Below are 26,892 nucleotides of genomic sequence, written 5' to 3'. Positions count from 1 at the left end.
CTACAGCTCCCTTACCGCGAGCAGTTGTCGGGAGACCGCGCAGTCGACCACCGGGCCGTCGCGGCAGAGCAGCAGCGGTCCGAGCTGGCAGTGGCCGCAGTGTCCCGTTCCGCAGCGCATGTTGCGCTCCAGCGAGATCTGGATGCGCTCGGGCGGCATGCCGCGTGCGAGCAGCGCATCCGCGGTGCGTCGCATCATCACCTCCGGCCCGCAGACGAGGGCGGTTGCGGTGCCCGCCCCGACGGCCACCCGGTCGAGCAGGGCGGTCACCACCCCGACGCTGCCCCGCCACTGCGGAGTCGGCCGGTCCACCGTCACCTCCACCCGGCACCGGTCGCTCCAGTGGGCGAGTTCGCCGGGGAAGAGGAGGTCCGCCGGGGTGCGTGTCCCCACCAGGACGGTGAGGCGCCCGGCCCTGCCCAGGAGCCGGTGCACGGCCGGCCGCAGCGGCGCCAGTCCGAGGCCGCCGGCGACCACCAGGACATCGGAGCCGTCCGCCCCGTCGAGGTTCCAGCAGGTGCCGAACGGGCCGCGCAGGCCGAGGGTGCCGCCGGGAGCGGATCGGCAGATCGCCGCCGACACGGCGCCGACCGCGCGGACGGTGAAGGTGACCGTCGCGTCGCCGACGGCGCTGACGGAGATCGGTACCTCGCCGACGCCGAAGGCGTACACCATCGCGAACTGCCCGGGGGAGAAGGCCGGCAGGGACGCGCCGTCCGCGGCGAGGGTGAGCGAGACGCAGTCCGAGGTCTCCGGCCGGGACGAGAGCACCCGGTACGGGACGGGTACGGTGCTCACGGCGGACCGCCTCCGTCCGGTGCGTAGAGGTCCACCAGGCGCAGTCGGGCGGCCTGGAGCCGTTCCGCGATCACGGCGGCGCAGTGCAGGGTGACTCGGAGACCGAACTCCGGGTCGGCCCCGCAGAGCGCCCGCACCCGCTCTGCGGGGAACTCCCAGGCACGGACCGGGCCGAGCGAGCGGGCACCGAGGTGCCAGCGGTACGGCGGGAAGAGCCAGGACCAGCCGAGCAGTTGGCCGGCGCCGACCGTCTCGACCACCGGCGGCCGGCGCCCGGGCACGTACAGATCGAGGGCGACCTCGCCGGAGCGGAGCAGCCAGAACCGGTCGGCCGCCCCGCCCTCGTCGAACAGGCGCCTGTCCGCGGGGAATTCGCGGTCGTCCGCGAGTCCGAGCAGGCGGGCCCGGTGCAGGTCGGACAGGCCGTCCAGCAGTGGCTGCGGTTGAGTCACGACCGCCCGTCCCCGTCTCCGTCCGAGCCGGCCCGCAGCCCGGCCCAGTCGTGCAGGGCCGCCGCCTCCTCGGTGATGTCGATGGCGACCGGGCACCAGACGATGCACCGCCCGCATCCGACGCAGCCGGAGGAGCCGAACTGGTCCCACCACGTTCCGAGCTTGTGGGTGAGCCACTGCCGGTAGCGGCTCGGCGCGGACGCGCGCACCGGGCCGCCGTGCAGGTACGAGTGGTCGAGGTCGAAGCAGGAGTCCCACACCCGCCACCGCTCGGCGTGGTCGCCGGTCAGATCGGTGACGTCCTCGGTCGTGGTGCAGAAGCAGGTCGGGCAGACCATCGTGCAGTTCCCGCACGTCAGACAGCGCTCGGCGACCTCGTCCCAGCGTGGGGCGTCCAGCGTGCCGGCCATCAGCCGGTGCAGGTCCACCTCCGGCATGCTGCGGCCCATCCGTCCTGCCGCGGAGGAGACCCCCTCACGTGCGGCGCCGACGGTCCGTGCGTCGGCGGGCCGCAGCGGCAGCTCGGCGAGGACCTCGGCGCCCTCCGGGCTCCCGCTGCGGATCCAGAACCGGTGGCCCGCGGAGTCCGCCACCTCGGTCAGGACGAGGTCGTGGCCGGGGCCGGCCGCCGGGCCGGTGCCCATGGACACGCAGAAGCAGGTGCCGCCCGGCTCGGTGCATTCGACCGCGATCAGGAACGCCCCCGTCCGCCGCCCCTCGTAGACCGCATCGCGGTGCCGGCCGCCGAGCAGCACGCGGTCCTGGACGGCGATGGCCCGCAGGTCGCAGGGGCGCACCCCGAGGAACGCGAAGCGGTGCGGCACCGGCTCGTCCGACTCCACCGCCAGTCCGCCCGCCGACCGGTCGGCCCGCCACTGGCGGACCCTCGCCGGGTGCAGGTAGGACTTCCAGGACTGCGGGCCCGCCGCGTTGGCGAAGGCCGCCCGGTCGGAGCGCTCGCGCAGCCGGTACGACCCGGCCTCCAACTCGACGCCCCAGCCGTACGGCAGCTGATCGGCGGAGGCCAGCTCGTCGAGGACGATCGCCCCGTCCCGCACGGTCGGGCCCACCACCGTGAAGCCCCGGGCCAGCAGCACGTCCACCAGGGCCGCCAGGCCGTCGATGCCGATGACACCGCCTTCGCCCGCCGGACCAGGGGCACCGCTGCGCGCCGTCATGTCGTGTGCCCTCCTCAGCCGCCGTCCGCTTCCATCTGTCGCACAGATCGGTGCCCCACAAGCGGGAGGCCGCCGCCGGACACCACGGGATACGCCCGGATGGCCGCATCCCGCGTCCCTCCACGGACCCGATTCAGCTGCGAGGGCGTGGCCCGTCCCGTCGACCCACCGAGGCGTGGCGCTGCACCGCAGGAGGTCAGACGAGCCGTGCTTCGGGGATCCGGTCGCGGACCGGCGATCCGGTGACGGCGCGGTTGGTGTGGTGCCGCTTCGCGTGCTGGGTGGACGCGTGCCACCGGCCGGCCGTCGGAGCACCGGCCAGCGCGAGGGCGAGGCCCGCGCCGAGCGCGGTGAGCAGCAGCGACCAGCGGACCGCGGCTCCGCGGACGCGGGGTCGGCCGTGCCGGGCGGCCCGCAGCCGCAGGTCGGCGCCGATCAGCCCGGGCAGGCGCCACACGTGGGCCAGGACGTGGACGGTGGTTGCCGCCGCCCAGCAGACGAAGGCGGCCTTGTGGAGGAAGAGGACGGGCAGCGCTCCGGTGTCGCGGCCCAGGAGGGCGAGGGCACCCCCGGTGGCCAGGACGGCGAGCGTGGTGGCGACCACGACCGGGCCGAGCAGTCGTAGCAGCGGATGGGGCGGCCCCTGCCGACGGTAGGCGGGACTGCCGGTGTAGTAGCGCACGATGCGGTAGCCGGTGCTGCCGAGCTTGAGCACGACCGGGCCGACCAGCACCATGCCTATGAAGAAGTGCCAGGTGAGGAGCCGGTCCAGGAACAGGATGGTCACGCCCTGGGCCGCCAGGAGCAGCAGCAGGAGGGCTCCGGTGGCGGCGATCAGTCGCCGGTTCCCCTCCGGCCCGCCGAGCCGACCCGCCGGGATCGGCGCGGCACTGTCGGCCGGGGCCGCGTCGCTGCCTGTCGAGAGCATGTGATGGTTCCGCCTTCCGCTGGTGCAGGACCGCGCAGGGGTGCGCGGGACGGCGGCCCGCCCGGTGCGAGGCCGCGAGCAGTGTGCCCGAGCGGGCACTAAGAAGTGGTTCAGGTCACGTACGGCCGGGACGGGTGCGTTCGATCCGCAGGGCGAGGACGGGGCAGGCCGCGACCGCGCGCCGGGCTTCGGACAGCAACTCGTCGGGGACGTCGGGCCGGACGAGGATCGGGTAGCCCCACTCGTCGAGGACGACCAGTTCGGGCAGCAGCTCCGCACAGAGGCCACGGCCGTCGCAGGCGATGCGGTCCACGGTGAGTCGGCGGTGCCCGCTCACCGCCATCCCTCGCTCTCCGGGTCCGCCGCAGCGGGCACCGTGAGGACGGAGCGTCGCCCGGCGGCGCCGCACGGCCCGCCCCGCACGTGCCGGCGCACGTCGTCGGCGAACACCTCCAGGGCGGTCGCGGCGAGCCGCGAAGCGCCGTCGGGGTGGCGGCAGGCACCGCGCCCGGCCAGCAGCCCGGTGCGGCGGCTCAGCCGGTCGAGCAGCCCGGGGTCGGTGTGCCCGGCAGCGAGCCGCGCGAAGTCCTCCGCGACCGCGGGCAGCCCGAACCGGCAGGGACCGCACTGCCCCGCGCTCTGGACGGCGAGGTGGTGGAGCACCCCGGCGGTCTCGGCGAGGCCGCACGCGTCGCGGGGGAGCGCGACCAGCACCCCCGCGCCCGGCCCGGCACCGAGCCCTGCGAGGCCGGCCCTGCTGAACGGCACGCCCACGGCGGAGAACGGCAGCCAGCTGCCGAAGTACCCGCCGACGAGGACCGCGCCGAGCGGCTCCGACGCACCGCCGGCGGCTTCGACGACGGACCCGACCGGGGTGCCGAGGGGGATCTCCCGGACGCCGGGGGCGCGGACCGACCCGGAGACCGTGACCAGGGTCGTCCCGGGTGCGTCCGGGCTGCCCGCGCTGCGGAACCACCGGGGTCCGTACCGGGCGACGAGGGCGAGGTGGGCCAGGGTCTCCACGTTGTCGACGAGCGTGGGGCGCCCGCCCACACCCTTCTCGAACGGCCTCGGCGGGGCGGCCGTGGGACGGGCGTCACCGCCGTTCAGCCAGTGCACCAGCGAGGTCTCCTCACCGGAGACGTAATGGTGGGGCAGGGCGTGCACCCGGACGGGCAGCCGGTCGAGACCCGCCCGGCCGCGTTCGTCGACGGCCGCGGTCAGCCGTGCGAGCTGCCACGGCCGCGTGCGGGCCAGACAGAGGTGGACGGCGGATGCTCCCACGGCCGCCGCGGCCAGGACGGCGCCGTCGAGGACGAGGTGCGGGGCGAGGTCGAGCAGAGCGGCGTCCTTGCCGCTGGCCGGCTCGCCCTCCATGCCGTTGGCGACGACCACGGCCCGGCCGCGCCGCGCGGCGACAGAGCGGAGCTTGCGGCCGGTGGGGAAGGCGGCGCCGCCGCGCCCGGTCAGTCCGGCCTCCTCGACGGCCCGGATCAGCCGGTCCGCGGCCCGGCGTCCGGACGCGGTGGGCGGCGGGCCGTACCGCTCCAGGTGCTCGGTCAGTCCGGCCGGGCCGCCCGTGCTGTACCAACCGTGCAGCAGCCGGGCGTCGGCCGGTCCTTCGGGGATGCCCGCGGGCTGCGGCGCTGCCACGGCGCGGGTCTGCGGGATCACTCGTCCTCCCCTCCGTTGTCGCCGTCGTCGCCGGCGGTCTGCCGGTCGGTGGCGACGGTGCCAGGGCGTACGGTGGTGCCGCCGTGGTGCGCCCATCCGGTCCGCGCCGGCCCGGCCACCAGCAGCGCCGCCACGAGGGCGGGGACGGCTGCCGCCGCCAGGGCGGCCCACAGCCGGCCGGCCCGGTGACCGGGGCCGGCCCGGAGCAGGCGCCACCACACCGCCGCCACCACGGCAGCCAGGCAGCCGGCGGCGAGGCCGAGTTGCAGGGTCAGTCGGGTGTCCGTCCCGGTCCCCGCCCCGTGGAGGAGCGCCAGAGGCCAGAGCGCGTAGGCGAGCCAGTGCACCGCCTTCCAGCTCCGGCGGCCGATCCGCAGCCGTAGCGCGCTGGTCACCAGGACGGCGAGCAGCAGGTCGACGGCCAGGGCGCCGAGGCCCAGCCAGAACGGGCGGTAGGAGGAGGCGAACGGTACGACCGCGTCCAGCCACCTCAGGCGGACGAACGGGTCGGCGATCGCGGTGGCGATGTGGAGGCCGAGGAACACCGTGGTGAGGAGCGAGAGGTTGCGGTGCAGCGCCCCGATCTCGAACCGGGCGATCCGCTTCGGCGCGTACCGGCCGCCTGCGGCGATCCCCAGGACGAGGGTGGCCGTGAGCAGGAGCAGGGCGACGGTGCCGCCGGCCCGGGTCGCGTACCAGAGCGGGCTCGGTGCGGTGGTCGCGAGCTGGACGGTGCCGGTCATCGGGGAACTCCCGCCGGGCTGTGGGGTCCCGGCCCGGCACCGGCACTGAGGCCGGGGCCGCTGCCGGGCGCAGGGACGGGGGCCGGGTCCGCCGGCCAGCCGCCGACGACCACGACGGAGCCGTCGGTCCGCACCAGGCGGGCCGGCAGACCGAGGCGGTGCAGCCACCCGAGGGCGTGCGCGCTCCGCACGATCGCCGCGGTGGCGGCGGTGTTGGCGTCCACGCAGGTCGCCGCGGCGACGCTGACCGTCCGCCAGAGCGGGGCCGGGACGTCCCCGGTGGCCGGGTCCACGATGTGGTGAAGAACCCGGCCGCCCCGCCGCCAGCTCCGCACGGTGGTGCCGGAGGTGGCCAGGCCGCCGCCCGTGACGGACACCACCGGACCCGCCCCGTCCGCCGGGGCCGCGTGGTCGTCGGCGACCGCGACCCGCCCCCCCCCCGCCGGGGCGGGGCCGGCCGCTGCCAGATCACCGCCGAGGCAGACCAGGACGCCGCAACCCGCCGTGCGTGCCGCCCGTGCGGCCGCGCGGTCCGCGGCCAGTGCCTTCGCCGTCGCTCCGAGGTCGAGCGCGGTGCCCGGCGGCATGTACAGCCGGCGCGTTCGGGGGTCCCAGCCGACGGTGCGCCAGCCGGACGGCCGGACGGCGGTCACCGGACCCACGTCGTCGGGGCTGACGGAGGCGAAGGTGCGGTCGTAGCCGAGTGCCGCCACGGAGGGGCCGACCGTGGGGTCGACCGCGCCGTCGGTGGCCCTGGCCGCCCGCAGTGCCGCGTCGATCGCCTCGGCGAACAGCGGTCCGGCGGTGACCGCTCCGTCGGCGCCATTGGCCCGGGAGAGCTCGGAGTCGGGCCGGAACCTGCTGCACGCGAGGTCGATCGCCGCGAGCTCCTCCTCCAGCACCCGGAGGGCGACGGCCGTGGCGGAGGGTTCGGCGACCAGCAGCACCGCCGTCGTTCCGAGGGCCGGGAACGTCGTGGTGGTGTGCCGCACGATCGGGGTGGTCATGACGCACCGGTGGTGGCGGACGGCGCCCGGCTGTGCGGGGCGACCGGGGCCGGGGCCCGGGAGGGAGGCTGCAGGGCCGACCGGGGGTTCGTCGTCCCGGTCGTGCCCGGCGTCCCGGAGTCGGGTGACGTCGCGGGCGCGGCGGTGGCACCCGGCAGCAGGGCGCGGTACTCCGCGCCGGCACCCGCCGTGCCCGCGGCGGCCGTGGTCAGCAGGGCTGCGGTGACCGCGCCGACGCGGCGCAGCCCCCGCTCGCGCCGGCGGGCGGCGAGGCTGTCCTGCGGGTCGGAGTCCGGCATGGTGCACCTCCGGTGGTGGCGTCCCGGCATCCCTCGTGATGGGGTGCGGACGGTGGGGTCGCCTCCGGACCGTCCGTCTCCAGCGTCCGACACGGGCGGTCGGGATACCGTTCAGAAATCCTTCGCATCCCGTAAAGGCGGGCGGACACCTGATCTCACGGCGGTCGGGAACGGGCAGGGTGGACCGCCTGCCGACGGCGGGCTCAGCCCGTCCGCTGCGGGGGACGGCCCGGTTCCGGCCCCTGCCCGCGCGGGACGGCGGGGAGTTCCAGCACCACGGTCAGACCGCCGCCCGCGGTCTCCTCCAGGCGGGCCGTGCCACCGTTGGCGGTCGCCAGCCGGTGCACGATGGCCAGGCCGAGGCCGGTGCCGCGCGCCTCCGGATTGCCGAAGCGCCGGAATGCGGTCGCCCGCGCCTCGGGACTCATCCCCGGCCCGTCGTCGACGACCCGCAGTTCCGTGCCGGGCCCGAAGGAGGCCGCCGCGGACGCGGCCTCCACCCGGATGCGGCCGCCTCCGGGCACCGCCTCCAGGGCGTTGGCCAGCAGGTTGTCGAGCAGCTGCTCCAGGTCGCCGGCGCCGAGGTACACGACGGGCCGGCCGGGGCTGTGCGAGGCCAGTTCCACCTGCCGTTCGGCGGCCACCGGCTCCCAGGCGGTGATCCGCTCCGCGACGACCTCGTCCACGCGCACGGGGACGGGCCTGGGTACGGCGTTCTCGGCGCGGGCGGCCGCCAGCAGGCCGTCCACCAGGCGCGACAGGCGGGCGATCTCCTCCTGGGCGCCGGCGAGCTCGACCGCGTCCTCGCCCTCGGCGTCCGCGGCCAGCAGGTCCAGCCGCAGCCGCAGTGCCGTCAGCGGGGTCCGCAGCTGGTGGGACACGTCGGCGGTCACCGCCCGGTGTCCGTGCACCAGGGCCTCGGTGCGTGCCGCCATGGTGTTGAAGGTGGCGGCGAGCCGGCGCACCTCCTCGGGCCCGGAGTCCGCCGGGGCCCGGACGTCCAGCGCGCCCTCGCCCAGGTGCCGGGCTGCGGCGTCGACCGCCTGGAGCGGACGCCCCACCCAGCGGGCCAGCCGCACCGACACCAGGGTCCCGAGGACGAGCCCGACGACGCCGATGAGTGCGAGCCAGGCCCAGACCACGGCGGTCCGGTCGTCCAGCGGATCGGCGGACCGTACGAGGACGGCCGTGCCGACCGCGTCCGCGCTGTCACCGACCGGCGTGGCCACCGTCAGGGCGTCGCCGGACCGGTGGGCGACCGTGCGCTGGTCGGCGAGGGTCGCGGCCACCAGGCCGCGGGCGGTCCGGGAGGTCGCGGCGGCGCACGAGGTGCGGGCGATCACCCTGCCCGCGGCGTCGTAGACGGCCGCGCAGCCGCCCTCGTCCTGCGTCTCGTCGAGCAGCTCGCGCAGGTCGGTGTCCGGCTTGTGGTCGGAGAGGTTCTCCTCGGCGGCGGAGGCGAGCGTCCGTGCCGCGGCTTCGGCCGCGCCGCGGAAGGAGGTCTCCTCACGCTGCGTCAGCAGCACCCCCAGCGGGACGACCGCGAGCACCAGGAGGACGGTCACCAGGGCCAGGACGGTCAGTGCGATCCGGCGGGTCATCGCCGCTCAGCCCGGTTCGCCGAGGCGGAAGCCCCGGCCGTAGACCGTCTCGACCAGGCCGGGCACACCGAGCTTGCGGCGCAGTGCGGCCATGTGGACGTCCAGCACCTTGGTGGGCCCGTACCAGTGCTCGTCCCAGGCGCGTTCCAGGATCTCCTGGCGGGAGACCACCCGGCCCGGGTCGACGGCCAGGCACTCCAGGATGTCGAACTCCTTCGGAGTCAGGGCGACCTCCGTCCCGCCCACGCTCACCTTGCGCGTCCGCCGGTCGACGATGAGCACGCCGTGGCGCAGCAGGTCCGGTTCGGCGGGGCGCGTGCGGCGGAGCACCGCGCGGATCCGGGCCAGCAGCTCGGCCAGGCCGAACGGCTTGACGAGGTAGTCGTCCGCGCCCTCGTCCAGGGCCGAGACCCGGTCGCCCTCCTCACCCCGCGCGGTCACCACGATGATCGCCGCGCCGCCGTGCTGCCGCAGCCGGCGGCACACCTCGACGCCGTCCAGGTCGGGCAGCCCCAGATCGAGCAGGACCACGTCCGGGGGCGGGACGGCGGTGAGGGCCGCGCGGCCCGTCCCGACGCTCTGCGCCACGTACCCGGCCCGCTGCAGACCCCTGACCAGGGACCGGGCGATCCCCGCATCGTCCTCGACCACGAGCACCCGTACCGCCGCAGTGTCCGTACCCGTGTCGTGCATGGCTCCAGCGTAGGGGGCGCGCACGGGGCCGCCGCCTCGCCGTGCGTCCGGCGACGGGCGCGACCGCGCCCTGCTGCCCGCACGGAGCCCGGGACCCGACGACTGCCGCACCGAGGCCCGGGCGGCGGGATTCAGAGGAAGTTCAGAGGTTCCCAGATCTGGCCAGGGACATGACATGTCATCAGTCTTGATGCGTGGGCGTCACATCCGTTCCGAGTGTGCGGCCGGTGCCGGCCGTCGTTGCGCGCCCGACCCATTTCGGCCGCCTGCCCGATCTCCTCGTCCCCACCCAAGGAGTCCCTGTGTCCGCAGACCTCTCGCTGCTCGTCGAGCGCGCCCGACCCACCGTGCTGGGGCTGTTCCGCTCCGTGGTCTCCCTCCTCTTCGCGTGCCACGGCGCCGCGACCCTGTTCGGCGTCCTCGGCGGCGCGCACGGCAGGGCGCCGCAGGTCGGGCAGTGGCCCGGCTGGTGGGCGGCCGTCATCCAGCTGGCTGCGGGCGCCCTCGTCCTGCTGGGGCTGGCCGTCCGCCCGGCCGCGCTGCTCTGTTCCGGTTCGATGGCCTACGCCTACTTCGGCGTCCACCAGGAGCACGCCCTGTGGCCGATCCAGAACGGCGGCGAGCCCGCGGTGATGTTCTGCTGGGCCTTCCTGCTGATCGCGGTCACCGGACCTGGCGGTCTGGCGCTCGGACCGGTGGTCCGGCGCCGAACCGGTGGTGCGGCCGTGGCCTCGGCCTGATCTCCACGGCCGGCCGGGAACGGCTCCGCGCAGCCGTTCCCGGCCCGGCCGGCGAAGCGCCCGACGGGAGTGGATGCGTGGCCACTGCACTCGGCGCTCCGGTTGCCGGCGTCGCGGCCTTTGCCGACTGCCGTCCCCGACGTCGCCCGGTGGTCCGGCTCGCCCGCGCCGAGGCCGGCGCTGTTCCACCGGTCCGGAGGGGTCAGCGGGCGTCGGGTTGCTCCTGCAGCTCCAGGAAGGTGCCGTGCCAGGTGTGGTACCAGACCTGTCCGGTGGCGGTGTTGACGGAGAGCATGCCGGTGATCCGTCCGGAGCCGTCGAGTGTGTGGAGGGTGTAGTAGCCCGGGAAGGTGTCCGGCTCGGCGGCGTGTTCGCCGGCGCGGTGGCCGGCAAGCCACTGATCGGCGATTGCGACGGCCCGGTCCGGGCCGACCGTCACGGTGCGGGCCGGCGAGGGCATCATGCCGTAGGCGGTGTTCCACATCATGGCCGGCCCGTACTCGAGACGGACGGTGCCGCTGCCCGGGTCGACGAGGACCTCGGTGGCACGCTGGCCGCCCTTGTCCAGGAGCTCGGCGTAGTACCCGTTGCTGAAGCGCATCACTTCGCCGACGTGCAGCTGCCGTGGTGCGGCGAACCGTTCGGCGGCCCGGTCGGCGTCGGCGAACGAGCGTACGGGGCCGCCCGTGGACGCGGGACCGGTCATCATGCCCGGGCCGGCCCGCCACGGGGAGGCGCCGGTGCCACCGGTGACCCACATCAGGGAGGCGATGAGCGCGGCCACGGCGACGACGAACACTGAGAGTGGCAACCACCGTCCGCGCAGTACGGTCATCACCGCTCCGGTGGTCCGCCGGCGAGGTGTTCGCGCGCCTCGCGGTAGGCGGTGGTGTCGATCTCACCCGAGGCGTACCGCCGGTCGAGAACCTCGCGCGGCGTCGCGTGCCCCGGCACGGGGCCGGGCGGGGCGCTCTCGCCCTGCCTTTCGGCCGGCCGGTGGGCGAGATGGACGGCCGCCCAGCCGATCAGCCCGGCCAGGCCGATCCACAGCAGCGGCAGGAACATCATCCACGCCCAGCCTCCACCGTCCCCGTGCATCACCGTGACCACCTCCTCGGCATCCCCTCTTCTCCAGCCTGTCCGAACAGGGCAGTGGACGGCCTGGGCCGTCCGGCCCCGGATCGTGAGCCGAACGGCACGCTCACCGCGCCGTCGCGGCCGGCCGCCCCCGCGGTCGGGGCGCCGGGCGCGGCATGGCCGAGTGGCTTTGGGCCCGGTCGCCGGTCGGGTGGTGAGGGGCGGCGGCACGTCGACAGGCACCGCCCTGGCCAGGAGGTGGTCGGCGCTCTGGGCCGTCCCCGGCTGGTCGGCTGCTCTCGCCGTGTGGGGCCCGGGGGCTCACACGCCGGACACCTGGGCGAGCTGGCCGACGGCCGCGGTGACGGCCATCGCGAGTCCGCCGCCGATGACGACGCGCAGGGTCGGGCGGAGGACGGCCGTGCCGGCGGCGAGGGCGGCGAGCACGCCCGCCAGGGCGAGGCCGCAAAGGGTGACGGCGACGATCAGCCACAGGCGTGCGCCGGCCGATCCTGCGAGCAGGCCGAGGAAGGGGACGAGTCCGCCGGCGAGGAAGCTGGCGGCGGAGGCGAGCGCGGCCTGGACCGGACGGGCGGCGGTGTGTTCGCTCTGGCCGAGCTCGTCGCGCAGATGGGCCTGGAGCGGGTCGGCCTCGTGCAGGGCCTCGGCGACCTGCCGGGCGAGGTCGCGCGGGACGCCGCGGCCTTCGTAGATGGCGGTGAGTTCGTCGAGTTCCGCCTCCGGTGCTTCGGCGAGTTCGCGGGCCTCCTTGGCCCGGTCGGCGGTCTCGACGTCGACCTGGGAGCTGACGGAGACGTACTCGCCGACGGCCATCGACATCGCACCGGCGGAGAGGCCCGCCAGGCCGCCGGTGACGACGGTGGAGGTGCTCGCCCCACTGGCGGCGAGGCCGACCATCAGACTGGCGACGGAGACCAGACCGTCGTTGGCGCCGAGCACGGCGGCCCGCAGCCACCCGGCCCGGCCGGCGGCGTGGCTCTCCCGGTGCGGACCGAGCCTGTCGAAGAAGGTCATCCGTGCGGTGTCCCTGGGCGAGGGGGTACCTGGGCGTTCGAGTCGTCCTGGTCAGTATCGGCAGGCGGTGGGCGGTTGTCGCGCCCGGAGGACCGCTTGGTGACCGCCGGGGCCCGTGTCACCCGGCCGTGCGCCCTCGCGGGGCCGCGGCGCCGGGTCGTGCCTCGCCGAGACCCCGGACGACCTGCGCGCCAACCGGCGACCCGTGAGGGACGTGTCCCCGATGCCTCGTCAGCTCCTCCCGTTCCAGCGGAATCCGGCCGCTTGCGGTCGGAGGCCGGTCGTGATGCCTTCTACGCCGCCGTGCCCCACCGCGACGTCGAGGAGATGGGATCGATCAACGCTGTGACAGGTCGGGCGTTCCCCCGCATGGCTCTTCGACCTGGGTGACATGCCCGGACGCCGCAGGCGCCGCACGCACCCGCGCCGCTTCGCCGCCGAGTGCGGCTTCGCCGTGGTCGCGGGCGACGTGCCCGGCCGCGGCGACCGGCCCGTGGACGAGGAGCCCGACCGGATCGAGGACTGCGGGCCGCCGCGTCGGCGAAGGCCCCCGATCCGAGCGCTCGCAGCAGCCGGTACGACCCGGCCTCCGACTCGACGCCCCGGCCGTACGGCAGCTGGTCGGCCGAGGCCGGCCGACCGGCGCAGGATGCAGGCGCAGCGCCGCGGCCGCCGCCGTCTCATGGCCTCCCGCAACGGCCGCAGGGCCGGCCCCGCGAGGACGGTCCGCGGGCCGACTCCTCCGGTTCCTCCGGTCGAATCGCTCACCCGGGCGATCCACCCGGCCTGCGCCGCGCGCCGTCCTCTGTTTCCGCAGGGGCACCGGCCGGTCCCTCACCGGCGGGCGAGGCGGCGTTCGCCGCCGGCCCCGGGCCGGTAGTCGAGCCGGTAGTGGGCGAAGACGGCCGGTTCCTGGTCGGCGGTCAGGACGCCGTCGGTGTCGATCGACGGCGCGTCCTTCACCAGGGCCTTCGGATGGGCGACCTTCAGGTAGCCGGGTCCGGCGGTGGCGCCGTCGAGCGGTACGAAGACGAGCCGGTGGCGGGTCGGCAGACCGACGGTGACCGTGGCGAAGGACGGTTCGTCGGTCGCCGTGTCGACGTAGACCGACTCCAGGACACCGATCTTCTTGGCGTCCTGGTCGACGACGTCGTGCTGGCGCCACTCGCGGACGTCTGCGAGCTGGATCATCGGTGGCCTCCGGTCCGTCGAGTCCCGCGCTCCGCCGCGGGGCGGCCCCGCGACGGGTAGCGTCTGCCCGCCCCGACGCTCGGCAACCACTGCCCGTCGGGGGCCTCAGGACGCCGTCGCGGCCCGGTCGGACTCGCTGCGCAGCACGCAGAACTCGTTGCCCTCGGGATCGGCGAGGACCGCCCAGCCGGAGCCGTCGGGATCGCGGCGGTCGGCGACGAGGGTGGCGCCGAGGCCCAGCAGCCGTTCGACCTCCTGGTCGCGCGAGGTCTCCGGGCGCAGGCAGAGGTGGAGCCGGTTCTTGACCGTCTTGGCCTCGGGCACCTGGTTGAAGTACAGGACCGGGCCCTCGGCGAGCATGACCTGGACCTCCGGATCGCCCGGCCGGTCGTCGGGATGCAGCGGACGGCCGGTCACCCTGCTCCAGAACCGGGCCAGCCCGTAGGCATCCGCACAGTCGACCGCCACGTTCTGCACCACCGAGACCATGCCGGCGAGCCTCGCCGATTTCCGTGCCGCGCGCCAGCGGGTTTCCTACCGGGTGGGCCGTCCCTCCTACCGGGTGGGCCGCCGGCCGCTCCGGCGGAAGCGCGCGCCCCCGAGGGCCACCGCGACGAGGAGGACGACGATGCCGATGAACAGGAGGTACAGCAGACCGTGCGCGGCCACGCCGATGAGGCCGAGCACGATCGCGAGGAGCACCAGGAACAGGATCCAGGCCATGGGAGTCCGCCTCCGCCCGAGGAGATGGCCGTGCCCGGAGCCGCCGACGGCGGGCACGTCACCCGGTGGGCGGCCCCGGCTGCGGACCCCGCTGCCGCGGGCCCGCGCGGAGCGCATGCCCAGTCGGCGGCGGTCGATGCACCGCCGTACGGCGACCGTACGGACCACGGGCCGCAGCGGGCGGGTTCAGGCCCCCGGGTCCGAAGCCCCCTCGACGGGGGAACCCGGCCCGTACTGCGCGGCCAGGGCCCGGACCGTCCCGGCGATGCGGTCGCGCAGTTCCACCGGTGCGAGGACCACCACGTCGGCGCCCAGCCGCAGGAGCTCTCCGTGGGCGTGGTCGACCGACTCGATGGGGATGCGGGCCTCCGTCCAGCCGTCGCCCGCCCGCGGCACCCCGAGCCGGCGGGCACCCTCCGGGGTGAGCCGGACCAGCGCCTCGCCGGTGTGCAGCCGGTCCCGGAAGTCCGCCAGGTAGGCCGCCCAGTACCCGCCCAGGTCGAACCCGTCCGGCACCGCGAACTCCTCCTCCACCCCGCCGAGTCCGACGATCCGGTCGACGCGGTAGGTGCGGATCCCGGTCGGCCCGCCCGCGACCAGGTACCAACGGCCCGCCTTGAGCACGAGCCCGTACGGTTCGACCCGCCGCTCGATCTCCTCCGGTGCCCGCCAGCGCCGGTACCGCAGGACCACCGCCCGCCGCGCCCACACCGCGGCGGCGACGACCGCGAGGTGCGGGGTGTCGTCCGGATCGCCGTACCAGCCCGGGGCGTCGAGCAGGAAGCGCTCCTGGATCCGCCCGGCGTGCTCGCGCACCTCCGCCGGAAGGGCGGCGTGCAGCTTCAGCCGGGCGCCGGCGAGCGCCTCGCCCAGGCCGAGGTCGGCGGCGGCGCCGGGGAGCGCGGCGAGGAAGGCGGCCTGCGCCTCGTCAGCCGTCAACCCGGTGAGCCGGGTCCGGTACCCGTCGACCAGCCGGTAGCCGCCCTCGTGCCCGGCCTCGCCGTACAGCGGGATCCCGGCGGCGGCGAGCGCCTGGACGTCCCGGTAGACGGTGCGGACGGACACCTCCAGCTCCTCGGCGAGTTGCTCGGCCGTCAGCCGTCCCCGGTTCTGGAGCAGCAGGAGCAGGGAGACCAGCCGACTCGCACGCATGCCGGTCAGTATCCCCTGACAGCAGATGTCAGGGGAGTGCCCCTAGCCTGCGGCGCATGAGCATCGTCGAGCTGCGCCAGTACACCCTGCATCCGGGCGCCCGGGAGACCCTGATCGAGCTGTTCGAGCGCGAGTTCGTGACCGGCCAGCTGGCGGCCGGCATCACCGTCGGCGGCCGGTTCCGCGACCTCGACGACCCGGACCGCTTCGTCTGGCTGCGGGCCTTCCCCGACATGGACCGTCGGCGCCGCGCGCTGGAGGCCTTCTACGGCGGCCCGGTCTGGCGGGAGCACCGCGACGCGGCCAACGCCACCATGGTCGACAGCGACGACGTCCTCCTCCTGAACGGCCGCGGCTACACCCCCGAACCGGCCGCCCGCACGGTGCTCGCCACCGTCTGCCACCCCGCCGACCCGGCCGCCTTCGACGCCTACGCCGCCCGGCACCTCGGCCCGGCCCATGCGCTGCACCGCACCGAACACGCCGAGAACGACTTCCCCCGCCTGCCCGTCCGGACCGGCGAGGACGTCCGGGTCTGGTTCGGCCCGGCCGACCCGCCGCCCCGGCCGGCCCGGCGGGGGGGGGGGGGCGGGGGCCGCCGGGTCGGCTGAACCGGAAGAACGCGGTGTGGTCGGTGCCGTCGGCGAGCCCGGGGGTGAACACCCGGCACGAGCCGGCGAAGGACCGCTCGGTCTGCCACGGACGTCCTCGCCCCCGGCCGGCCGACGGCGCAGCACGTCGACCGCACCACCGGCGCGCCGCTCGCCCCGGCCGCCGCGGCCGCCCCGACCGGCACCGGACGGCGCCGCCCCGGGTGCGGGCGGCGGCCCGTCACCGCCTTCTCGGAGCGCGGCCCCGCCGGTGCGTCCCTGCGGCGAGGGGCCGGCTCACCACCCGTGGAGGGCGTCGCGCAGGGTGTCGCCGGCGAGTCTCAGGGCGACGTTGTTGGCGGCGGTGTCGCGCAGGCTGTCGAGCATCATGAAGTCGTGCACCATGCCCAGCACGCGGACCGCGGTGACCTGGACCCCGGCGGCACGCAGCTTCGCGGCGTAGGCCTCCCCCTCGTCGCGGAGCACGTCGGCCTCGTCGGTGATGATCAGGGTCGGCGGCATCGCCCGGAGCTGTTCCGCGGAGGCGCGCAGCGGTGAGGCGTGCGGGTCGGCGCGCTCGGCGGGGTCGGTGGTGTACTGGTCCCAGAACCACTGCATGCCTTCGCGGGTGAGGAAGTAGCCCTCGGCGAACTGCAGGTAGGAGGGGGTGTCGAAGGCGGCGTCGGTGACCGGGTAGAGCAGCACCTGGCAGGCGAGGCGCAGCCCGCCGCGTTCGGCGTTCATCATCGCGAAGACGGTCGACATGTTGCCGCCGACCGAGTCGCCGCAGACCGCCACGGTGCCGGGGTCGAGGCTCCTGGCCGGGCCGTGGTCCTTGAGCCACTGGCCGACGGCGTAGTTCTGCTCGATCTGGGTCGGGTACTTGGCCTCGGGCGCGCGGGTGTAGACGGGGAAGACGACGGCGGCGTTCGCGCGGACGGCGAGTTCGCGCACGAGGCGGTCGTGGGTGTTCTCGTCCCCGAAGACCCAGCCCGCGCCGTGGATGTAGAAGATCACCGGCAGGACGCCGGTGACGCCGGCCGGCCGGACGATGCGGGTGCGGACCGTGCCGTGCGCACCGGCGTCGACGTCGAGCCACTCCTCGTCGACCGAGGGCTTGTCGACGCCGGCGCCGGTCTGCAGGCCGGCCAGGGCGTCGCGGCCTTCGGCCGGGGCGAGTTCGTAGATGCGCGGGTGCGGGTCGGTGGCCTTCGCCAGATCGGTGGCGGCCGGTTCCAGGACCGGGGCGGCCGGGCGGGAGGTCGTGGCCATGGGGGCCTCCGTGAGGTCGTCGGGCGGCCCGGGAGGGGCCGCCGCGCGACCATCCTTTCCGCGGGCGGTGCGGGGCGCGTGCCGGGCCTTCGGGCGAGGGGGCCGAACGGGTGATCCGTGCGGCGCCCAGTGACCACGCGGGCCCCAGCGCCTTGGCGATCTGGACGGCCGTGGTGCCGATGCCGCTGGCGCCGTCGTGCACCAGCACGGTCCCGCCCTCGCGCAGTCCCGCGGTCATGACGAGGTCGGACCACACGGTGGCGGTGGCCTCGGGCAGGGGCCACCTCGAGACTGCGCCAAGACGCGCCTGCCGCTGCTCCCGTTCATGGTGGTCGACCGCAACGTGTACACCGGGCAGAACCCCGCGTCGTCCGGGCGGCTCGCCGAACGGCTGGTGGCCGACCTGGACCCGGCGGCGCAGCGGTAGGGGCCGCGAGCGGCAGCGGCACCGGCGGCTGAACCGGTCGAGGCTGCCACCCCCTGGGGGAGTGGCAGCCTCTCGGTGTCGTCACGGAGCCGCGGCGGACCGCCGGCCCCGCCCGCTCAGCGGGTTCAGACGCGGTCGGCCGCGATCAGCACGTACTGGAACGAGCCGTCCTTGTACGAGTTGATGAACGCCTCCTCGATACCGGTGACCAGCGAGGACGTGGCCCGCAGCTCCCAGTACGGCAGGGTCGCCGGGGTCAGGTCGACGACGGCCTGCGGGACGAGCCGGTTGTCGGCCATGGCCTGCATGTACTCCCGGCGGGAGTGGATGTTGCACTCGAAGTGCGCGTTGATCTGGGAGACCCACTTCGAGGGCTGGCCGTACCGGGGGTTCCAGCAGCCGGTGATGGTGACGTACCGACCGCCGACGCCGAGGATCCGCGAGTGCTCGGCGAAGAGGTCGTGGAGGTCGACGTACATGCTCGACTCGTTGTTCCACGAGGCCGAGACCTGCCCGGCCTCGAACGGCATGTCGAGCATGTTGCACACGCGGGCGCGGACGTGGTCGCCGATGCCCAGGTCACGGGCGCGTCCGTTCGCGAACTCGGCCTGCTTGGCCGACAGGGTGACGCCCTCGACCTTGCATCCGAAGCGCTGGTGGGCCATCACCATCGAGCCGCCGCGGCCGCAGCCGGCGTCCACGAGGGTCCCGTCCGTCCCGACGGCGCCGAGGTGGTCCAGGAGGACGTCGGTCTGCGCCGACTCCAGGCGGTGCAGCTCGGCGATCAGCTTCTTCTCGTACGTGCTGTCCTCGGGGTCGCCGAGGGCGGCGTGGTCGACGTCACCGATGCCGTAGTGGTGGTGGTAGAGACCGTCGACGTCGCCCAGGCGCAGGTTCACGGGCCGGGCCTCGTGGTCCCAGTAGCGCGCGATGTCGCCCTGGTAGGGAGTCGCCGGGCCGGGGATCACGGCCGAGGCGGGGGCGGCGGCGAACTGAGTGTTGGTCACAGATGATTCCGTTCTTACCGGTTCTTACCAGAAATCGGGCAGGCTGTAGCGGTAGGTGTTGGTCTGGTGCCAGTAGTGGTTGCCGTCGACCCAGGCGGCGACGCCGCGCAGGAAGCGCAGCACCACGGGATGGGGGACCTCGGCGGCGAGGTCGGCGGCCGCGGCCTCGAAGGCGTGCATCAGGTCGTTGTGGACCTCGACGGCCTTCAGGTAGGCGTCGCGGACGGAGCAGTCCTCGCGCTCGGCGATCACCACGGGCAGGTTCAGGTGCCGGCCGGGGCTGGCCAGTTCCTTGGTGTACGAGTACAGGTCGTTGACGATCGTGGTCGCGTTCCCCGCGAGCGCGATGACCCGCTGCATGGCGGGCAGGGCGTGCAGGTCCGCCGGGAGTTCGTAGCCGCCCACGGTGTCGGTGATGGTCGGGCAGGGGCGGAAGTTGTTGAACTGGCGCATCGCCAGGTACTCCCACACCTCCGGCACGTAGTCCGTCTCGGCCCAGGCCGCCTCCGCGAGGTACCCCAGGTGCAGCCGGGCCATGTCGTGCCGGTACCGGTCGGCCTGGGAGTGGCCGGCCTGCTGGACGAAGTACTGCATGGCCGAGCGGTAGGCGCGCCGCGGCGCGTCCGCGTGCAGCGACTCCGCCCAGTCCGGCTGGTACTCGGCCGTCGTGTGGAGCGGGTCGAGCGCGGTGTGCGCCAGCAGCAGCCGGCCGCCGAGGCCGACGGGCGAGCCGCCGTGGTCCTCGCAGTAGCAGTCGTCGAGGGCGTTCTCGGCCGCCATCAGCCGGGTGGCGATCATCAGGTGCTCGACGGTCGGGGCGTCGGGATGGCACGCGACCATGTAGCGGCCCAGCGAGAACCCGTCGAACTGGTCCTCCCAGTCCGGAGGGAAGAGTTCGACCTCCTCCACCGCCCACGCCTTGATCCTGCGGCTGACCTCCTCCACCCGGTGGGCGTCCGGCTCCGGGATCGGGTGGTGGTAGAGACCCGGGACGGGCCTGCCCGCCGCCTGTTCGGCCGGTTCGGCAGACGCGGACGGGTCGGACGGTCCGGTCGGCGCCTGGAGAAGGGGCAGGTAGAGCCCCGCCGTTCCCAGGCCGCTCGGACCGCGCAGGATCTGCTGCAGCACCGGGCTCGTGCCCGGCGCAGGGCCGGGCGTCGGCGCCGGGCCGGACGCCTGCACCGGGCCGGACGCCTGCACCGGGCCGGATGCCGGCACCGCGGCGGCGCCCTGCGGCACGGTCTCGCCCGCCGGGTCGGCGACCGGAACGGGCAGGGGCCCGCTCCCCGGGACCGGCGGGAAGGCCGCAGGCGGTCCGGGCAGTCGGCCGGCCCCGCCGCCGGACGTGGCGGACGGCGGGCTCGCCCTGCCGGGCAGAGGCACAGGGACAGGCATCCGTAGCTCCTTGGTGAAGGGTGGGAACGTCCCGGATCCGGGCACGTCGGGCGGGGCCGAGAGGGGGTGCGTGCGGGGCGGTGCCGGCGGGCAGGGCGGCCGGGGCCGTTCCGTCCGGGCGTGCCGGGGCAGTGCCGGGTCATGCCGGACCGGCGCAGCGGTTGTTCAGGTCCTGCGTCCGGCTTCCGCCGCGGGGCGGTGTGCGGGAGCAGGGCGTTCGTTGGGCCGCCGGGTCGACGTGATTCGGCGAGGCCGGTCGGCCGGGTCGGCGGCGCTAGCCGTCCCGGCGGCCGATCTGCACGTTCTCCAGTACGCCGAGCGCGTCGGGCACCAGGATCGCCGCGGAGTAGTAGGTGCTGACGAGGTAGGAGATGACCGCCCGTTCGTCGATGCCCGTGAACCGCACCGACAGGCCCGGCTCGTACTCGTCCACCAGCCCCGTCCGGCGCAGACCGACGACGCCCTGCTTGTCCTCCCCGGTCCGCATCACGAGGATCGAGGTGGTGTTCTCCCTGCTGATCGGGATCTTGCTGCACGGCAGGATCGGAACGCCGCGCCACGCCGGGACCTGCTGCCCGCCGAGGTCGACGTGGTCCGGGTACAGCCCGCGGGCGTTGAACTCGCGGCCGATGGCGGCGATCGCCCGGGGGTGGGCGAGGAAGAACCGGGAACCGCGCCGGCGGCAGAGCAGTTCGTCCAGGTCGTCGGGCGTCGGCGAACCGGAGCGGCTCTGGATCCGCTGCTTGAACGCGGCGTTGTGGAGCAGGCCGAACTCGCGGTTGTTGACCAGCTCGAACTCCTGCCGCTCGCGCAGCGCCTCGACGGTGAGCCTGAGTTGCTCCTCGGTCTGGTTCATCGGCTCGTTGTAGAGGTCGGCGACCCTGGAGTGGACCCGCAGCACGGTCTGGGCGACCGACAGCTCGTACTCGCGCGGCTTGAGCTCGTAGTCGACGAACGAACCGGGCAGCTCGACCTCGCCGGTGTGGCCGGCCGACATCGCGATCTCGGCCTCGCCGTGCCGGTTCTGGCGTTGGAGCGGGATCGCCGTGAACCGGTCGACGTGCGCCCGGAGGCCCGGAGCCGCCTCCAGCACGGCGTGGAAGTCCGCCCGCGCGAGCGTCAGCAGGGTGCCGGCGGTCTCGGCCGTGGCGGTGCAGTCCCAGGTCGCCCCGGCGTCCAGCAGGGCGTGCTCGCCGAAGTGGTCGCCGTCGGCCAGGACGGCCACGGACACCGCCTCGCCGTACCGGCCCTCGGAGCTCTGGGCGACCCGGCCGTGGGCGATCAGGTGGATCCGCTCGGCGGGCGTGCCGCGCTCCACCAGCACCTCACCCGCGCGGAAGTCGCGCTGGACGCAGCGGCCGGCGAGCGCGGTCAGCACGGCCACGTCGTCGAAGCCGCGCAGCACCGCGAGTTCGCCCAACTCGCGGGGGATCACGCGGACCCGGGCGCCGTCCTGGACGAACTCGATGCGCCCGTCCCCGACGGTGTAGGTCAGCCGCCGGTTGACCCGGTAGGTCCCGCCCTCGACCTCCACCCACGGGAGCATCCGCAGCAGCCAGCGGGAGGTGATCTCCTGCATCTGCGGTGCGGACTTGGTCGTGGTGGCGAGGTTCCGGGCAGCAGCCGTGCCCAGGCTGCTCCGCCCAGTCGGCTCCGACTGCGCCGGCTGGCTGGTGTCCACCGTCATCGAGCAGGCTCTCCTTCAGTAACAGCGGCGACCGGCACGGCCCACGTCGTACGTGGCCGGGCGAACAGAGCGAACGTCCGCGCAGGCCGCTGACCTCCAGGAGCAAACTAGCCGCCGGCGCGGCCAGTTGGCCCGGCACGCCCGCGGCATTGCCCCGAAGTGATGATCTTTTTCGCCAGCATGTTTGTGTTCGCACAGGGTGCATACGATGAAGGATTGGTCTGCGCCGGAGTGCGCGCCGGAGTGCGTGCCGAGACCGAATGCCAGACCGAACGTCCTGAGGTTGCTGCCGGGTCCGGTCCCGGTGGTGGCGAGACCGGACCCCGGCAGGCAACGGTGTCAGGCTGTCAGCCGTCGGCGGCCGCCGGAGTGCCGCCGTGCTCCCGCTGCCAGGCCGCGGCGAACATCTCGTGCAGCGGGGCGACCGGCAGCACCCGTCCGAAGGGGGAGCGGATGGTGTTGCCCCAGAGCGGGGTCACGGTGTGGGCGGCGAGCTTGACGGTCTCCAGCGGGAGGTGCGGGGCCTTCAGTTCGGTCCAGTCGCCGGGCAGGAAGAGCGTCCGGCCCGCCCTGGCGCGCTTGGCCTCGACCACCGCTGCGGTGGCGAGGAGTTCGGTGCGTGCCGCAGCGTGCTGCTTGGCCGTCCAGCCGTTCCAGCGGCGGACGTTGCGGTCGGTGGGCGCGGCGAGCGTCGCGAGCTGGAGGTACAGCGCTGCGGCGTCGGCGCCGACCGCGAGCCGGTCGCACACCCGGGCGACCAGCTCCGGGCAGGACTGCCGCGGGTCGGCCTCGTACGCGCCGGCGGGGACGGCGCCGGAGCGGGCCCGGTCGAGCATGCGTTCCAGGCCGCCGCCGGGCAGCACGGGTGCCACCCGGTCGAGTTCGCGGGTCAGCCCGGTGATCCCGCGGAGGGTGCGCCACACCTGCGGGTCGGCCGCCGCCGCGGGACGCAGGAACGCGTCGCCGCCGGGCGCGCAGACGACCAGCGGCCCCGAGTCGTAGGCGGTCTGCGGCAGCGGGCCCTCCTCCTTGCGGCGGTCGCGTGCGACAGGTATCCGCGCCGGTCCGAAGCGTTGTTCGATGCCCTCGGGGGTGTCCTTGACGGACGCGCCGGCCAGGTCCAGCAGCAGCTCCGGGCGGGCGAGTTCGGCGCGCAGCCGGTCGTGGAGCGCGGCCGCGCCGGCCACGGCCGGGTCGCCGACGGGCCGGTCCGTGCACGCCCACACCAGGGCGCTCGCGATCACCTGCAGGGGCAGCCCGACCGGGGTGCCGTACCGCAGTTCGACACCGGCCGCCGGCACGGCCCGGACGTCGACCCCCGTGCTGTACGGGGTGGCCGTCAGCTCCCAGCCCGCCGCCTCCACGGTCGCGTCGGTGGCGGCCTCGTAGCCGCCGGCGAGCCGGCGGGCCCAGACCTCGGGCAGGCCCAGTTCGGCCTCCAGCGCGTCGGCCGCCTCGTCATGGACGGCGGGCTGCGCGCCGAGGCGCGCGCACCAGGCGGCGGCCATCAGCTCGACGGCGGCCTCGACCCCGCCGGGCTGCCAGAGCGCGGGCGGGGCGGGGGGGGGGGGGGGCCCCAGGACGGCCCGCCGGCCGTCGCCGCCGAGCCGTGCGCACAGCCGGTCGTAGGCGTCGACGGTCATCGGCGTCGCCCGGTAGGGAGCCTTGCGCAGCAGGCTGCGGTGGTCCTCGCGGTCGGACCCGGCGACCAGGCCGGCCACCACGAGCCGGGCCACCGCCCGCCGGACGCCGGTCAGTTCGGCGAACCGGGCGGCCGCGGCCTCCGGGAGGGGGAGCGGTCCGTGGGCGTCGATCGCGGCGAGCAGGGCCCGCAGCCGCGCGGCGTCGTCCCGTGCGACGACGACGAGTTGGGCCTCCGGAACGGCCCTCGCCACCGGGTCGCCCTCGGTGATCACGGTTGTCCGGGCGTTCTCGGCGTTCTCGGTGCCGGACGCGGGCGCGGCGAACCAGTGCTCCGACGATCCGGCCTGCACTGCGGCGGAGGCCACCGCCGTCCCGTCCTCGCGCAGTGCGTCCAGGGTCGCGGCGGGAGCCCGGCCCACCCACCACCGGCTGCCGGCGGCGGCGAACGGCTGGTGCGCCCAGGTGTCCAGGAGCGCCAGCAGGGCGGCTCGCGACGGGTCCGCGGTCGCCGCCACGGCCGCCCGCCAGGCGGCGGCGTCGATCGCGCCGAGCAACTGCGTCCAGTCGTGCGGCGGCGCCGGCGGCGAGAGCCGCAGCACCTCCTCGGCGAGGGTGCCGCCCAGGCAGGCGCCGTCGGCCGCGAGCGCGGACAGGGTGGCCGGCAGCGGTACGTCCGGAGTGTGCCGCCACGGGTCCCGGTCCCCGGTCCCGACCAGCCCGAACAGGGCGGGCATCAGCTCGGTGTCCGGTGCGGACCGGCCCGGCAGGGCCGGCGGCGCCTGGGTGAGCAGGGTGACCCGGTGGTGCAGGGCGAGCCTGCGGTCCTCGACCCGGACGGCCCGGACGGCCACCGCAGCGACGGCCTCGACCAGCACCGGGTCGGTGACCTCGGGCAGTTCACGGGCGATCGCCGTGCGCAGCTCCCCGGCGCCGCTGCGGGCGGCTGCGAGCAGCGCCTCCGCGGCGGTGCGTCCGATGCCGCGCAGCGCCCGCGATCCGGCCTCGTCCCGGGTGCGCAGCAGGTACCAGAAGGCGGGCGGCAGGGCGACGCCGTTGGAGACGGTGACGCGCCGGGCGCGCTTCGCCCACCGGCTGGCGGGCGAGCGGTGGCCGTCCAGCTCCCACAGCAGGCTGCCGTCCGCGGTGTAGGCGCGGACGCCGGTGCGGGTCTCGGCCTCGGCGAGGACGACGTCCTCCACCGCGCCCTGGGGCGGTGCCCACAGCCCCCACGGCTGCTGACCCTGGCGGTCGATGTCGAAACGGGCGGTGCGCCCGTCGATGCTCTCCAGCAGGAAGTGGTCGGGTGCGGGGTTGCGGTGGGGGGTGCGGTACAGCACCCGGGTGCCGACCAGCCCGTCCCGGCTGCCCAGCGGCGAGTCGGTCGTCCCGGCGGGCAGCGGCGCCAGTTGCAGCGCCTCCACGTCCAGGGCCATGCCGATCTCGGACGGCTCGGCGGCCGGGTCGGCGCTCGCGGGGCGGCCCGGGAAGTCCGGCAGTTCCACGGCCCCGCGGGACTCGCCGGTGACCGGCTCCAGCAGCTCCCACGGCCGGCGCCGGAAGACGCCGTTGGCCCAGGTCCGTGAGCCGTCGGAGAGCTGCAGTTCGTAGCGGTCGATGCCCTCGGTGCCGCCGGGGCGCAGCACCCGTTCGCCGCCGTGCCGTCCGCCGCCGTCCGCGGTCTCGAACTGGAAGCCGAACGCCCCGTCCAGGCTGCCGTCGTACGGCACCAGACCGCCCAGGTCGTCCGGGGTGAACGGCTCGTCGGGGCGGTCGGCCCAGACGGCGGTGTCGCAGTGGTAGGGGCGGTCCTTGACGGTCCAGCTGACCAGGAAGGAGCCGCCGACGTAGTGGACCGCGAACATGGTGGCGCCGTCGGGCACGGTGAACCGGCAGGAGGCCCGGACGCCGACCGGGGCGACGGCGACGGCGCGGGTGCGTCCGAACACGGTCAGCACCGGCCAGGTGGAGGTCACCCCGGACACACCGGGGAGCGGTCCGTCCTCGGCCTCGTCCTCGGCCGCCCCGGTGTCCGGACCGGCGTCCGCCCCAGAGTCGGCGTCGGCTGCGGCGTCGGCCGCGAGCTCGGCGTACGCCGACTCCAGGGCGGGCCAGCCGAGTTCCTCGGGCAGGCCGGCGCGCAGCGAGCGGTGCAGCGAACCGGCGGCGCCGGCCTCGGCGAGGGGGTCGGGGGTGCCGGCGGGGGGCGTCACGGGGGGCTGGTCCAGCAGGGTCGCCAGTTCGGCGACGGCCTCCTCGCCGCCGGCCATGCCGCCGCCGGCGACGGTGTCGACGAGCCTGCCGACCCGCCCGGCGACCGCCTGGGCGATGCCGTCGTTGCCGGGCAGCAGCGTCACCGCGGTGCCGGCGCGGCGCGCACGGGAGGGCCCCCACTGCGGCAGCAGGCCGGCGTGGACGGTGCCCTCCAGCCGGGGGCCGAACACCGGGTCGGCGGCGAGGGCGGCGAGGTCCCGCCGGGACCGCTCGCCCCAGAAGCGCATCCGGATCTGCGCGCCGGGGTCGAGGACGGCGACGTCGGCGGCGAGGCACGCGTCCAGCAGGTCGGCGTCCAGCCCCTGCCAGTGGTAGCGGGTGGTGTGCAGTTCGACCGGGGTGCCCGCCGCCCGCAGGCGCGGCGCCAAACGTCCGACCAGGTCGAGGAGTTCGGCCGGGAGCTGCTGCCGTCCCACGCCGCCGCCGGGCTGCGCCGCGTACTGGTACATGTGGACGAAGCGCCCCAGCCAGCGGGGCAGGCCGCCCTCGGGTTCCACCCGGCCGTCCGCCATGGCGTCGGCGGCGCCGCAGCCGATCAGCAGCCGCAGCCAGGCGCCGCCGTCCGTGGTGCCGTCGGGGAAGATCCCGACCAGAGCGGCCATGAGCGGGTGCGCGGGCGGATGGGCCGTCAGGAGCGGAGCGGCGGCGTTCAGCAGCGCGTCCGGCACCGCCTTGTCGCGGGTGACCGCCAGGACCGCGCCGACCAGCCGCGCCACCTCGTCGTCCCCGAGCCCGGCGGCCTTCGCCGAGGCCCGCGCCCGGCGGACCAGATCGGCCGGCAGGTCGGCGGAGGAGCCCGCCCACGCGGTCAGCAGCCGGTCGAGGGCCGCGTGCGCGGCGGCCGGCTCCAGCGTCTCGGTGAGGAACCGCTGGTGCGCCGCCAGCTCCTTGGCCGGCATGGCCCCGGCCGCCGCGAACAGCAGCGCGTTGGCCCGCCGGTAGCCGGCGTCCACCGGCAGGCCGTGCTCGGCCTCCGCCGCGCGGGCGGCCGCGTAGGCCCGCCCGGCGGCCCGGCCGCGGGTGCCGATCAGCCGGTGCCCGACGGTGTCCCAGAACCACGGCAGATGGGCCGGCGGGAGCTGCCGCGCCTGGCGGGCCATCGTGTCCACGAACGCGCCGGGCTTGTGCCAGGACCGGTTCAGCCGGTCGGCCATCAGGTCGGCCAGGCCACGTGCGGCGTCCGCCGCGTCCGGGTCGTGCGCGGCGACCCAGTCGGGGTACGTGGTCGAGCGGTGCGGCCCGGCGGTGGGCAGCAGGGATGCGAGCGAGGCGATCATGACCCGGATCGTCGCACGCCCCACTGACCAC

25 protein-coding genes and 1 pseudogene are annotated in these 26,892 nt (G+C 75.5%); 3 read left to right on the top strand and 23 right to left on the bottom strand.

What is annotated here, in order from left to right; genetic code table 11:
* From ABD353_RS05165 to ABD353_RS05115, 11 genes are all read right to left on the bottom strand, one after another.
* On the bottom strand, positions 1-798 hold the full coding sequence (locus ABD353_RS05165; RefSeq protein WP_344622261.1) for an FAD/NAD(P)-binding protein: 798 nt from the start codon (positions 796-798) through the stop codon (positions 1-3).
* On the bottom strand, positions 795-1,250 hold the full coding sequence (locus ABD353_RS05160; protein ID WP_344622260.1) for a cyclic nucleotide-binding domain-containing protein: 456 nt from the start codon (positions 1,248-1,250) through the stop codon (positions 795-797). Before ABD353_RS05160 ends, ABD353_RS05165 begins: the two co-directional genes overlap by 4 nt.
* Positions 1,247-2,428, bottom strand: a complete 1,182-nt coding sequence (locus tag ABD353_RS05155; RefSeq protein WP_344622259.1) for a 4Fe-4S dicluster domain-containing protein — start codon at positions 2,426-2,428, stop codon at positions 1,247-1,249. The genes ABD353_RS05160 and ABD353_RS05155 overlap by 4 nt, the downstream gene beginning before the upstream one ends.
* 196 nt (positions 2,429-2,624) lie before the next feature.
* Positions 2,625-3,356 carry a hypothetical protein gene (locus ABD353_RS05150; RefSeq protein ID WP_344622258.1) on the bottom strand — a complete coding sequence of 244 codons (732 nt, stop codon included), beginning with the start codon at positions 3,354-3,356 and terminating at the stop codon, positions 2,625-2,627.
* A 115-nt stretch (positions 3,357-3,471) separates the two neighbouring features.
* The gene (locus ABD353_RS05145; protein ID WP_344622257.1) at positions 3,472-3,693 is read right to left on the bottom strand and encodes a ferredoxin; all 222 of its coding nucleotides are present in this window, start codon (positions 3,691-3,693) and stop codon (positions 3,472-3,474) included.
* Complete coding sequence (locus tag ABD353_RS05140; RefSeq protein ID WP_344622256.1) at positions 3,690-5,030, bottom strand: NADH-ubiquinone oxidoreductase-F iron-sulfur binding region domain-containing protein; 1,341 nt, start codon at positions 5,028-5,030, stop codon at positions 3,690-3,692. The genes ABD353_RS05145 and ABD353_RS05140 overlap by 4 nt, the downstream gene beginning before the upstream one ends.
* The gene (locus ABD353_RS05135; RefSeq protein WP_344622255.1) at positions 5,027-5,773 is read right to left on the bottom strand and encodes a ferric reductase-like transmembrane domain-containing protein; all 747 of its coding nucleotides are present in this window, start codon (positions 5,771-5,773) and stop codon (positions 5,027-5,029) included. Before ABD353_RS05135 ends, ABD353_RS05140 begins: the two co-directional genes overlap by 4 nt.
* The gene (locus ABD353_RS05130) at positions 5,770-6,780 is read right to left on the bottom strand and encodes an FAD:protein FMN transferase (protein WP_344622254.1); all 1,011 of its coding nucleotides are present in this window, start codon (positions 6,778-6,780) and stop codon (positions 5,770-5,772) included. Before ABD353_RS05130 ends, ABD353_RS05135 begins: the two co-directional genes overlap by 4 nt.
* A complete protein-coding gene (locus ABD353_RS05125; protein WP_344622253.1) occupies positions 6,777-7,079 on the bottom strand; it encodes a hypothetical protein in 303 nt (100 codons plus the stop codon). The genes ABD353_RS05130 and ABD353_RS05125 overlap by 4 nt, the downstream gene beginning before the upstream one ends.
* A 203-nt stretch (positions 7,080-7,282) precedes the next feature.
* Positions 7,283-8,680 (bottom strand): HAMP domain-containing sensor histidine kinase, encoded by a 1,398-nt coding sequence (locus ABD353_RS05120; protein ID WP_344622252.1) that lies wholly within the window; start codon positions 8,678-8,680, stop codon positions 7,283-7,285.
* A gap of 6 nt (positions 8,681-8,686) precedes the next feature.
* Positions 8,687-9,373, bottom strand: a complete 687-nt coding sequence (locus ABD353_RS05115) for a response regulator transcription factor (protein ID WP_344622251.1) — start codon at positions 9,371-9,373, stop codon at positions 8,687-8,689.
* Positions 9,374-9,675: 302 nt separating this feature from the next.
* Here ABD353_RS05115 and ABD353_RS05110 point away from each other — a divergent pair, with 302 nt between their 5' ends.
* On the top strand, positions 9,676-10,113 hold the full coding sequence (locus ABD353_RS05110; RefSeq protein WP_344622250.1) for a DoxX family protein: 438 nt from the start codon (positions 9,676-9,678) through the stop codon (positions 10,111-10,113).
* 202 nt (positions 10,114-10,315) lie between these two features.
* On the opposite strand, the gene ABD353_RS05105 is transcribed toward ABD353_RS05110, so the two are convergent.
* The 7 genes from ABD353_RS05105 to ABD353_RS05075 form a co-directional block, all read right to left on the bottom strand.
* On the bottom strand, positions 10,316-10,924 hold the full coding sequence (locus ABD353_RS05105; protein WP_344622249.1) for a hypothetical protein: 609 nt from the start codon (positions 10,922-10,924) through the stop codon (positions 10,316-10,318).
* A gap of 23 nt (positions 10,925-10,947) precedes the next feature.
* Positions 10,948-11,214 (bottom strand): SHOCT domain-containing protein, encoded by a 267-nt coding sequence (locus tag ABD353_RS05100; protein ID WP_344622248.1) that lies wholly within the window; start codon positions 11,212-11,214, stop codon positions 10,948-10,950.
* Positions 11,215-11,511: 297 nt separating this feature from the next.
* The gene (locus ABD353_RS05095; protein WP_344622247.1) at positions 11,512-12,225 is read right to left on the bottom strand and encodes a VIT1/CCC1 transporter family protein; all 714 of its coding nucleotides are present in this window, start codon (positions 12,223-12,225) and stop codon (positions 11,512-11,514) included.
* Between the two features lie 834 nt (positions 12,226-13,059).
* Positions 13,060-13,416, bottom strand: a complete 357-nt coding sequence (locus ABD353_RS05090) for a PRC-barrel domain-containing protein (protein WP_344622246.1) — start codon at positions 13,414-13,416, stop codon at positions 13,060-13,062.
* Positions 13,417-13,521: 105 nt separating this feature from the next.
* Positions 13,522-13,905, bottom strand: a complete 384-nt coding sequence (locus ABD353_RS05085; RefSeq protein ID WP_344622245.1) for a VOC family protein — start codon at positions 13,903-13,905, stop codon at positions 13,522-13,524.
* A gap of 66 nt (positions 13,906-13,971) precedes the next feature.
* On the bottom strand, positions 13,972-14,139 hold the full coding sequence (locus tag ABD353_RS05080; RefSeq protein ID WP_344622244.1) for a hypothetical protein: 168 nt from the start codon (positions 14,137-14,139) through the stop codon (positions 13,972-13,974).
* A 186-nt stretch (positions 14,140-14,325) separates the two neighbouring features.
* Positions 14,326-15,291: a helix-turn-helix transcriptional regulator gene (locus ABD353_RS05075; protein WP_344622243.1), complete on the bottom strand. Its 966-nt coding sequence runs from the start codon at positions 15,289-15,291 to the stop codon at positions 14,326-14,328.
* Between the two features lie 56 nt (positions 15,292-15,347).
* Here ABD353_RS05075 and ABD353_RS05070 point away from each other — a divergent pair, with 56 nt between their 5' ends.
* Positions 15,348-15,902 (top strand): NIPSNAP family protein, encoded by a 555-nt coding sequence (locus ABD353_RS05070; protein ID WP_344622242.1) that lies wholly within the window; start codon positions 15,348-15,350, stop codon positions 15,900-15,902.
* Between the two features lie 276 nt (positions 15,903-16,178).
* Here ABD353_RS05070 and ABD353_RS05065 read toward each other — a convergent pair whose 3' ends face one another.
* Entirely contained in the window at positions 16,179-17,153 is a 975-nt protein-coding gene (locus ABD353_RS05065) for an alpha/beta hydrolase (RefSeq protein ID WP_344622241.1), read from the bottom strand.
* Positions 17,154-17,442: 289 nt separating this feature from the next.
* On the opposite strand from ABD353_RS05065, the pseudogene ABD353_RS05055 reads away from it, so the two are divergent.
* Positions 17,443-17,580: pseudogene (locus tag ABD353_RS05055) on the top strand (type 1 glutamine amidotransferase domain-containing protein); the annotation flags it as partial.
* Positions 17,581-17,705: 125 nt separating this feature from the next.
* Here ABD353_RS05055 and ABD353_RS05050 read toward each other — a convergent pair.
* From ABD353_RS05050 to ABD353_RS05035, 4 genes are all read right to left on the bottom strand, one after another.
* Positions 17,706-18,587 (bottom strand): geranyl diphosphate 2-C-methyltransferase, encoded by an 882-nt coding sequence (locus tag ABD353_RS05050; protein ID WP_344622240.1) that lies wholly within the window; start codon positions 18,585-18,587, stop codon positions 17,706-17,708.
* Positions 18,588-18,611: 24 nt separating this feature from the next.
* The gene (locus ABD353_RS05045) at positions 18,612-19,982 is read right to left on the bottom strand and encodes a family 2 encapsulin nanocompartment cargo protein terpene cyclase (protein WP_344622239.1); all 1,371 of its coding nucleotides are present in this window, start codon (positions 19,980-19,982) and stop codon (positions 18,612-18,614) included.
* A 274-nt stretch (positions 19,983-20,256) separates the two neighbouring features.
* Entirely contained in the window at positions 20,257-21,669 is a 1,413-nt protein-coding gene (locus tag ABD353_RS05040) for a family 2B encapsulin nanocompartment shell protein (protein WP_344622238.1), read from the bottom strand.
* 347 nt (positions 21,670-22,016) lie between these two features.
* The gene (locus ABD353_RS05035; protein WP_344622237.1) at positions 22,017-26,861 is read right to left on the bottom strand and encodes a hypothetical protein; all 4,845 of its coding nucleotides are present in this window, start codon (positions 26,859-26,861) and stop codon (positions 22,017-22,019) included.
* Positions 26,862-26,892 lie beyond the last annotated feature (31 nt).

This window comes from Kitasatospora arboriphila (assembly GCF_039528095.1).
GTDB lineage: Bacteria > Actinomycetota > Actinomycetes > Streptomycetales > Streptomycetaceae > Kitasatospora > Kitasatospora arboriphila.
Note: the sequence above shows the minus strand (reverse complement) of the source record. Positions and strands in the feature narration are given on the sequence as shown.

Excerpts from the sequence above, each read along its gene's own strand:
- ABD353_RS05150 (WP_344622258.1), bottom strand. The coding sequence starts at position 3,356 with ATGCTCTCGACAGGCAGCGACGCGGCCCCGGCCGACAGTGCCGCGCCG.
- ABD353_RS05080 (WP_344622244.1), bottom strand. The coding sequence starts at position 14,139 with ATGGCCTGGATCCTGTTCCTGGTGCTCCTCGCGATCGTGCTCGGCCTC.
- ABD353_RS05075 (WP_344622243.1), bottom strand. The coding sequence starts at position 15,291 with ATGCGTGCGAGTCGGCTGGTCTCCCTGCTCCTGCTGCTCCAGAACCGG.
- ABD353_RS05090 (WP_344622246.1), bottom strand. The coding sequence starts at position 13,416 with ATGATCCAGCTCGCAGACGTCCGCGAGTGGCGCCAGCACGACGTCGTC.
- ABD353_RS05115 (WP_344622251.1), bottom strand. The coding sequence starts at position 9,373 with ATGCACGACACGGGTACGGACACTGCGGCGGTACGGGTGCTCGTGGTC.
- ABD353_RS05085 (WP_344622245.1), bottom strand. The coding sequence starts at position 13,905 with ATGGTCTCGGTGGTGCAGAACGTGGCGGTCGACTGTGCGGATGCCTAC.
- ABD353_RS05155 (WP_344622259.1), bottom strand. The coding sequence starts at position 2,428 with ATGACGGCGCGCAGCGGTGCCCCTGGTCCGGCGGGCGAAGGCGGTGTC.
- ABD353_RS05120 (WP_344622252.1), bottom strand. The coding sequence starts at position 8,680 with ATGACCCGCCGGATCGCACTGACCGTCCTGGCCCTGGTGACCGTCCTC.
- ABD353_RS05070 (WP_344622242.1), top strand. The coding sequence starts at position 15,348 with ATGAGCATCGTCGAGCTGCGCCAGTACACCCTGCATCCGGGCGCCCGG.
- ABD353_RS05040 (WP_344622238.1), bottom strand. The coding sequence starts at position 21,669 with ATGACGGTGGACACCAGCCAGCCGGCGCAGTCGGAGCCGACTGGGCGG.
- ABD353_RS05065 (WP_344622241.1), bottom strand. The coding sequence starts at position 17,153 with ATGGCCACGACCTCCCGCCCGGCCGCCCCGGTCCTGGAACCGGCCGCC.
- ABD353_RS05095 (WP_344622247.1), bottom strand. The coding sequence starts at position 12,225 with ATGACCTTCTTCGACAGGCTCGGTCCGCACCGGGAGAGCCACGCCGCC.
- ABD353_RS05130 (WP_344622254.1), bottom strand. The coding sequence starts at position 6,780 with ATGACCACCCCGATCGTGCGGCACACCACCACGACGTTCCCGGCCCTC.
- ABD353_RS05125 (WP_344622253.1), bottom strand. The coding sequence starts at position 7,079 with ATGCCGGACTCCGACCCGCAGGACAGCCTCGCCGCCCGCCGGCGCGAG.
- ABD353_RS05045 (WP_344622239.1), bottom strand. The coding sequence starts at position 19,982 with ATGCCTGTCCCTGTGCCTCTGCCCGGCAGGGCGAGCCCGCCGTCCGCC.
- ABD353_RS05135 (WP_344622255.1), bottom strand. The coding sequence starts at position 5,773 with ATGACCGGCACCGTCCAGCTCGCGACCACCGCACCGAGCCCGCTCTGG.
- ABD353_RS05035 (WP_344622237.1), bottom strand. The coding sequence starts at position 26,861 with ATGATCGCCTCGCTCGCATCCCTGCTGCCCACCGCCGGGCCGCACCGC.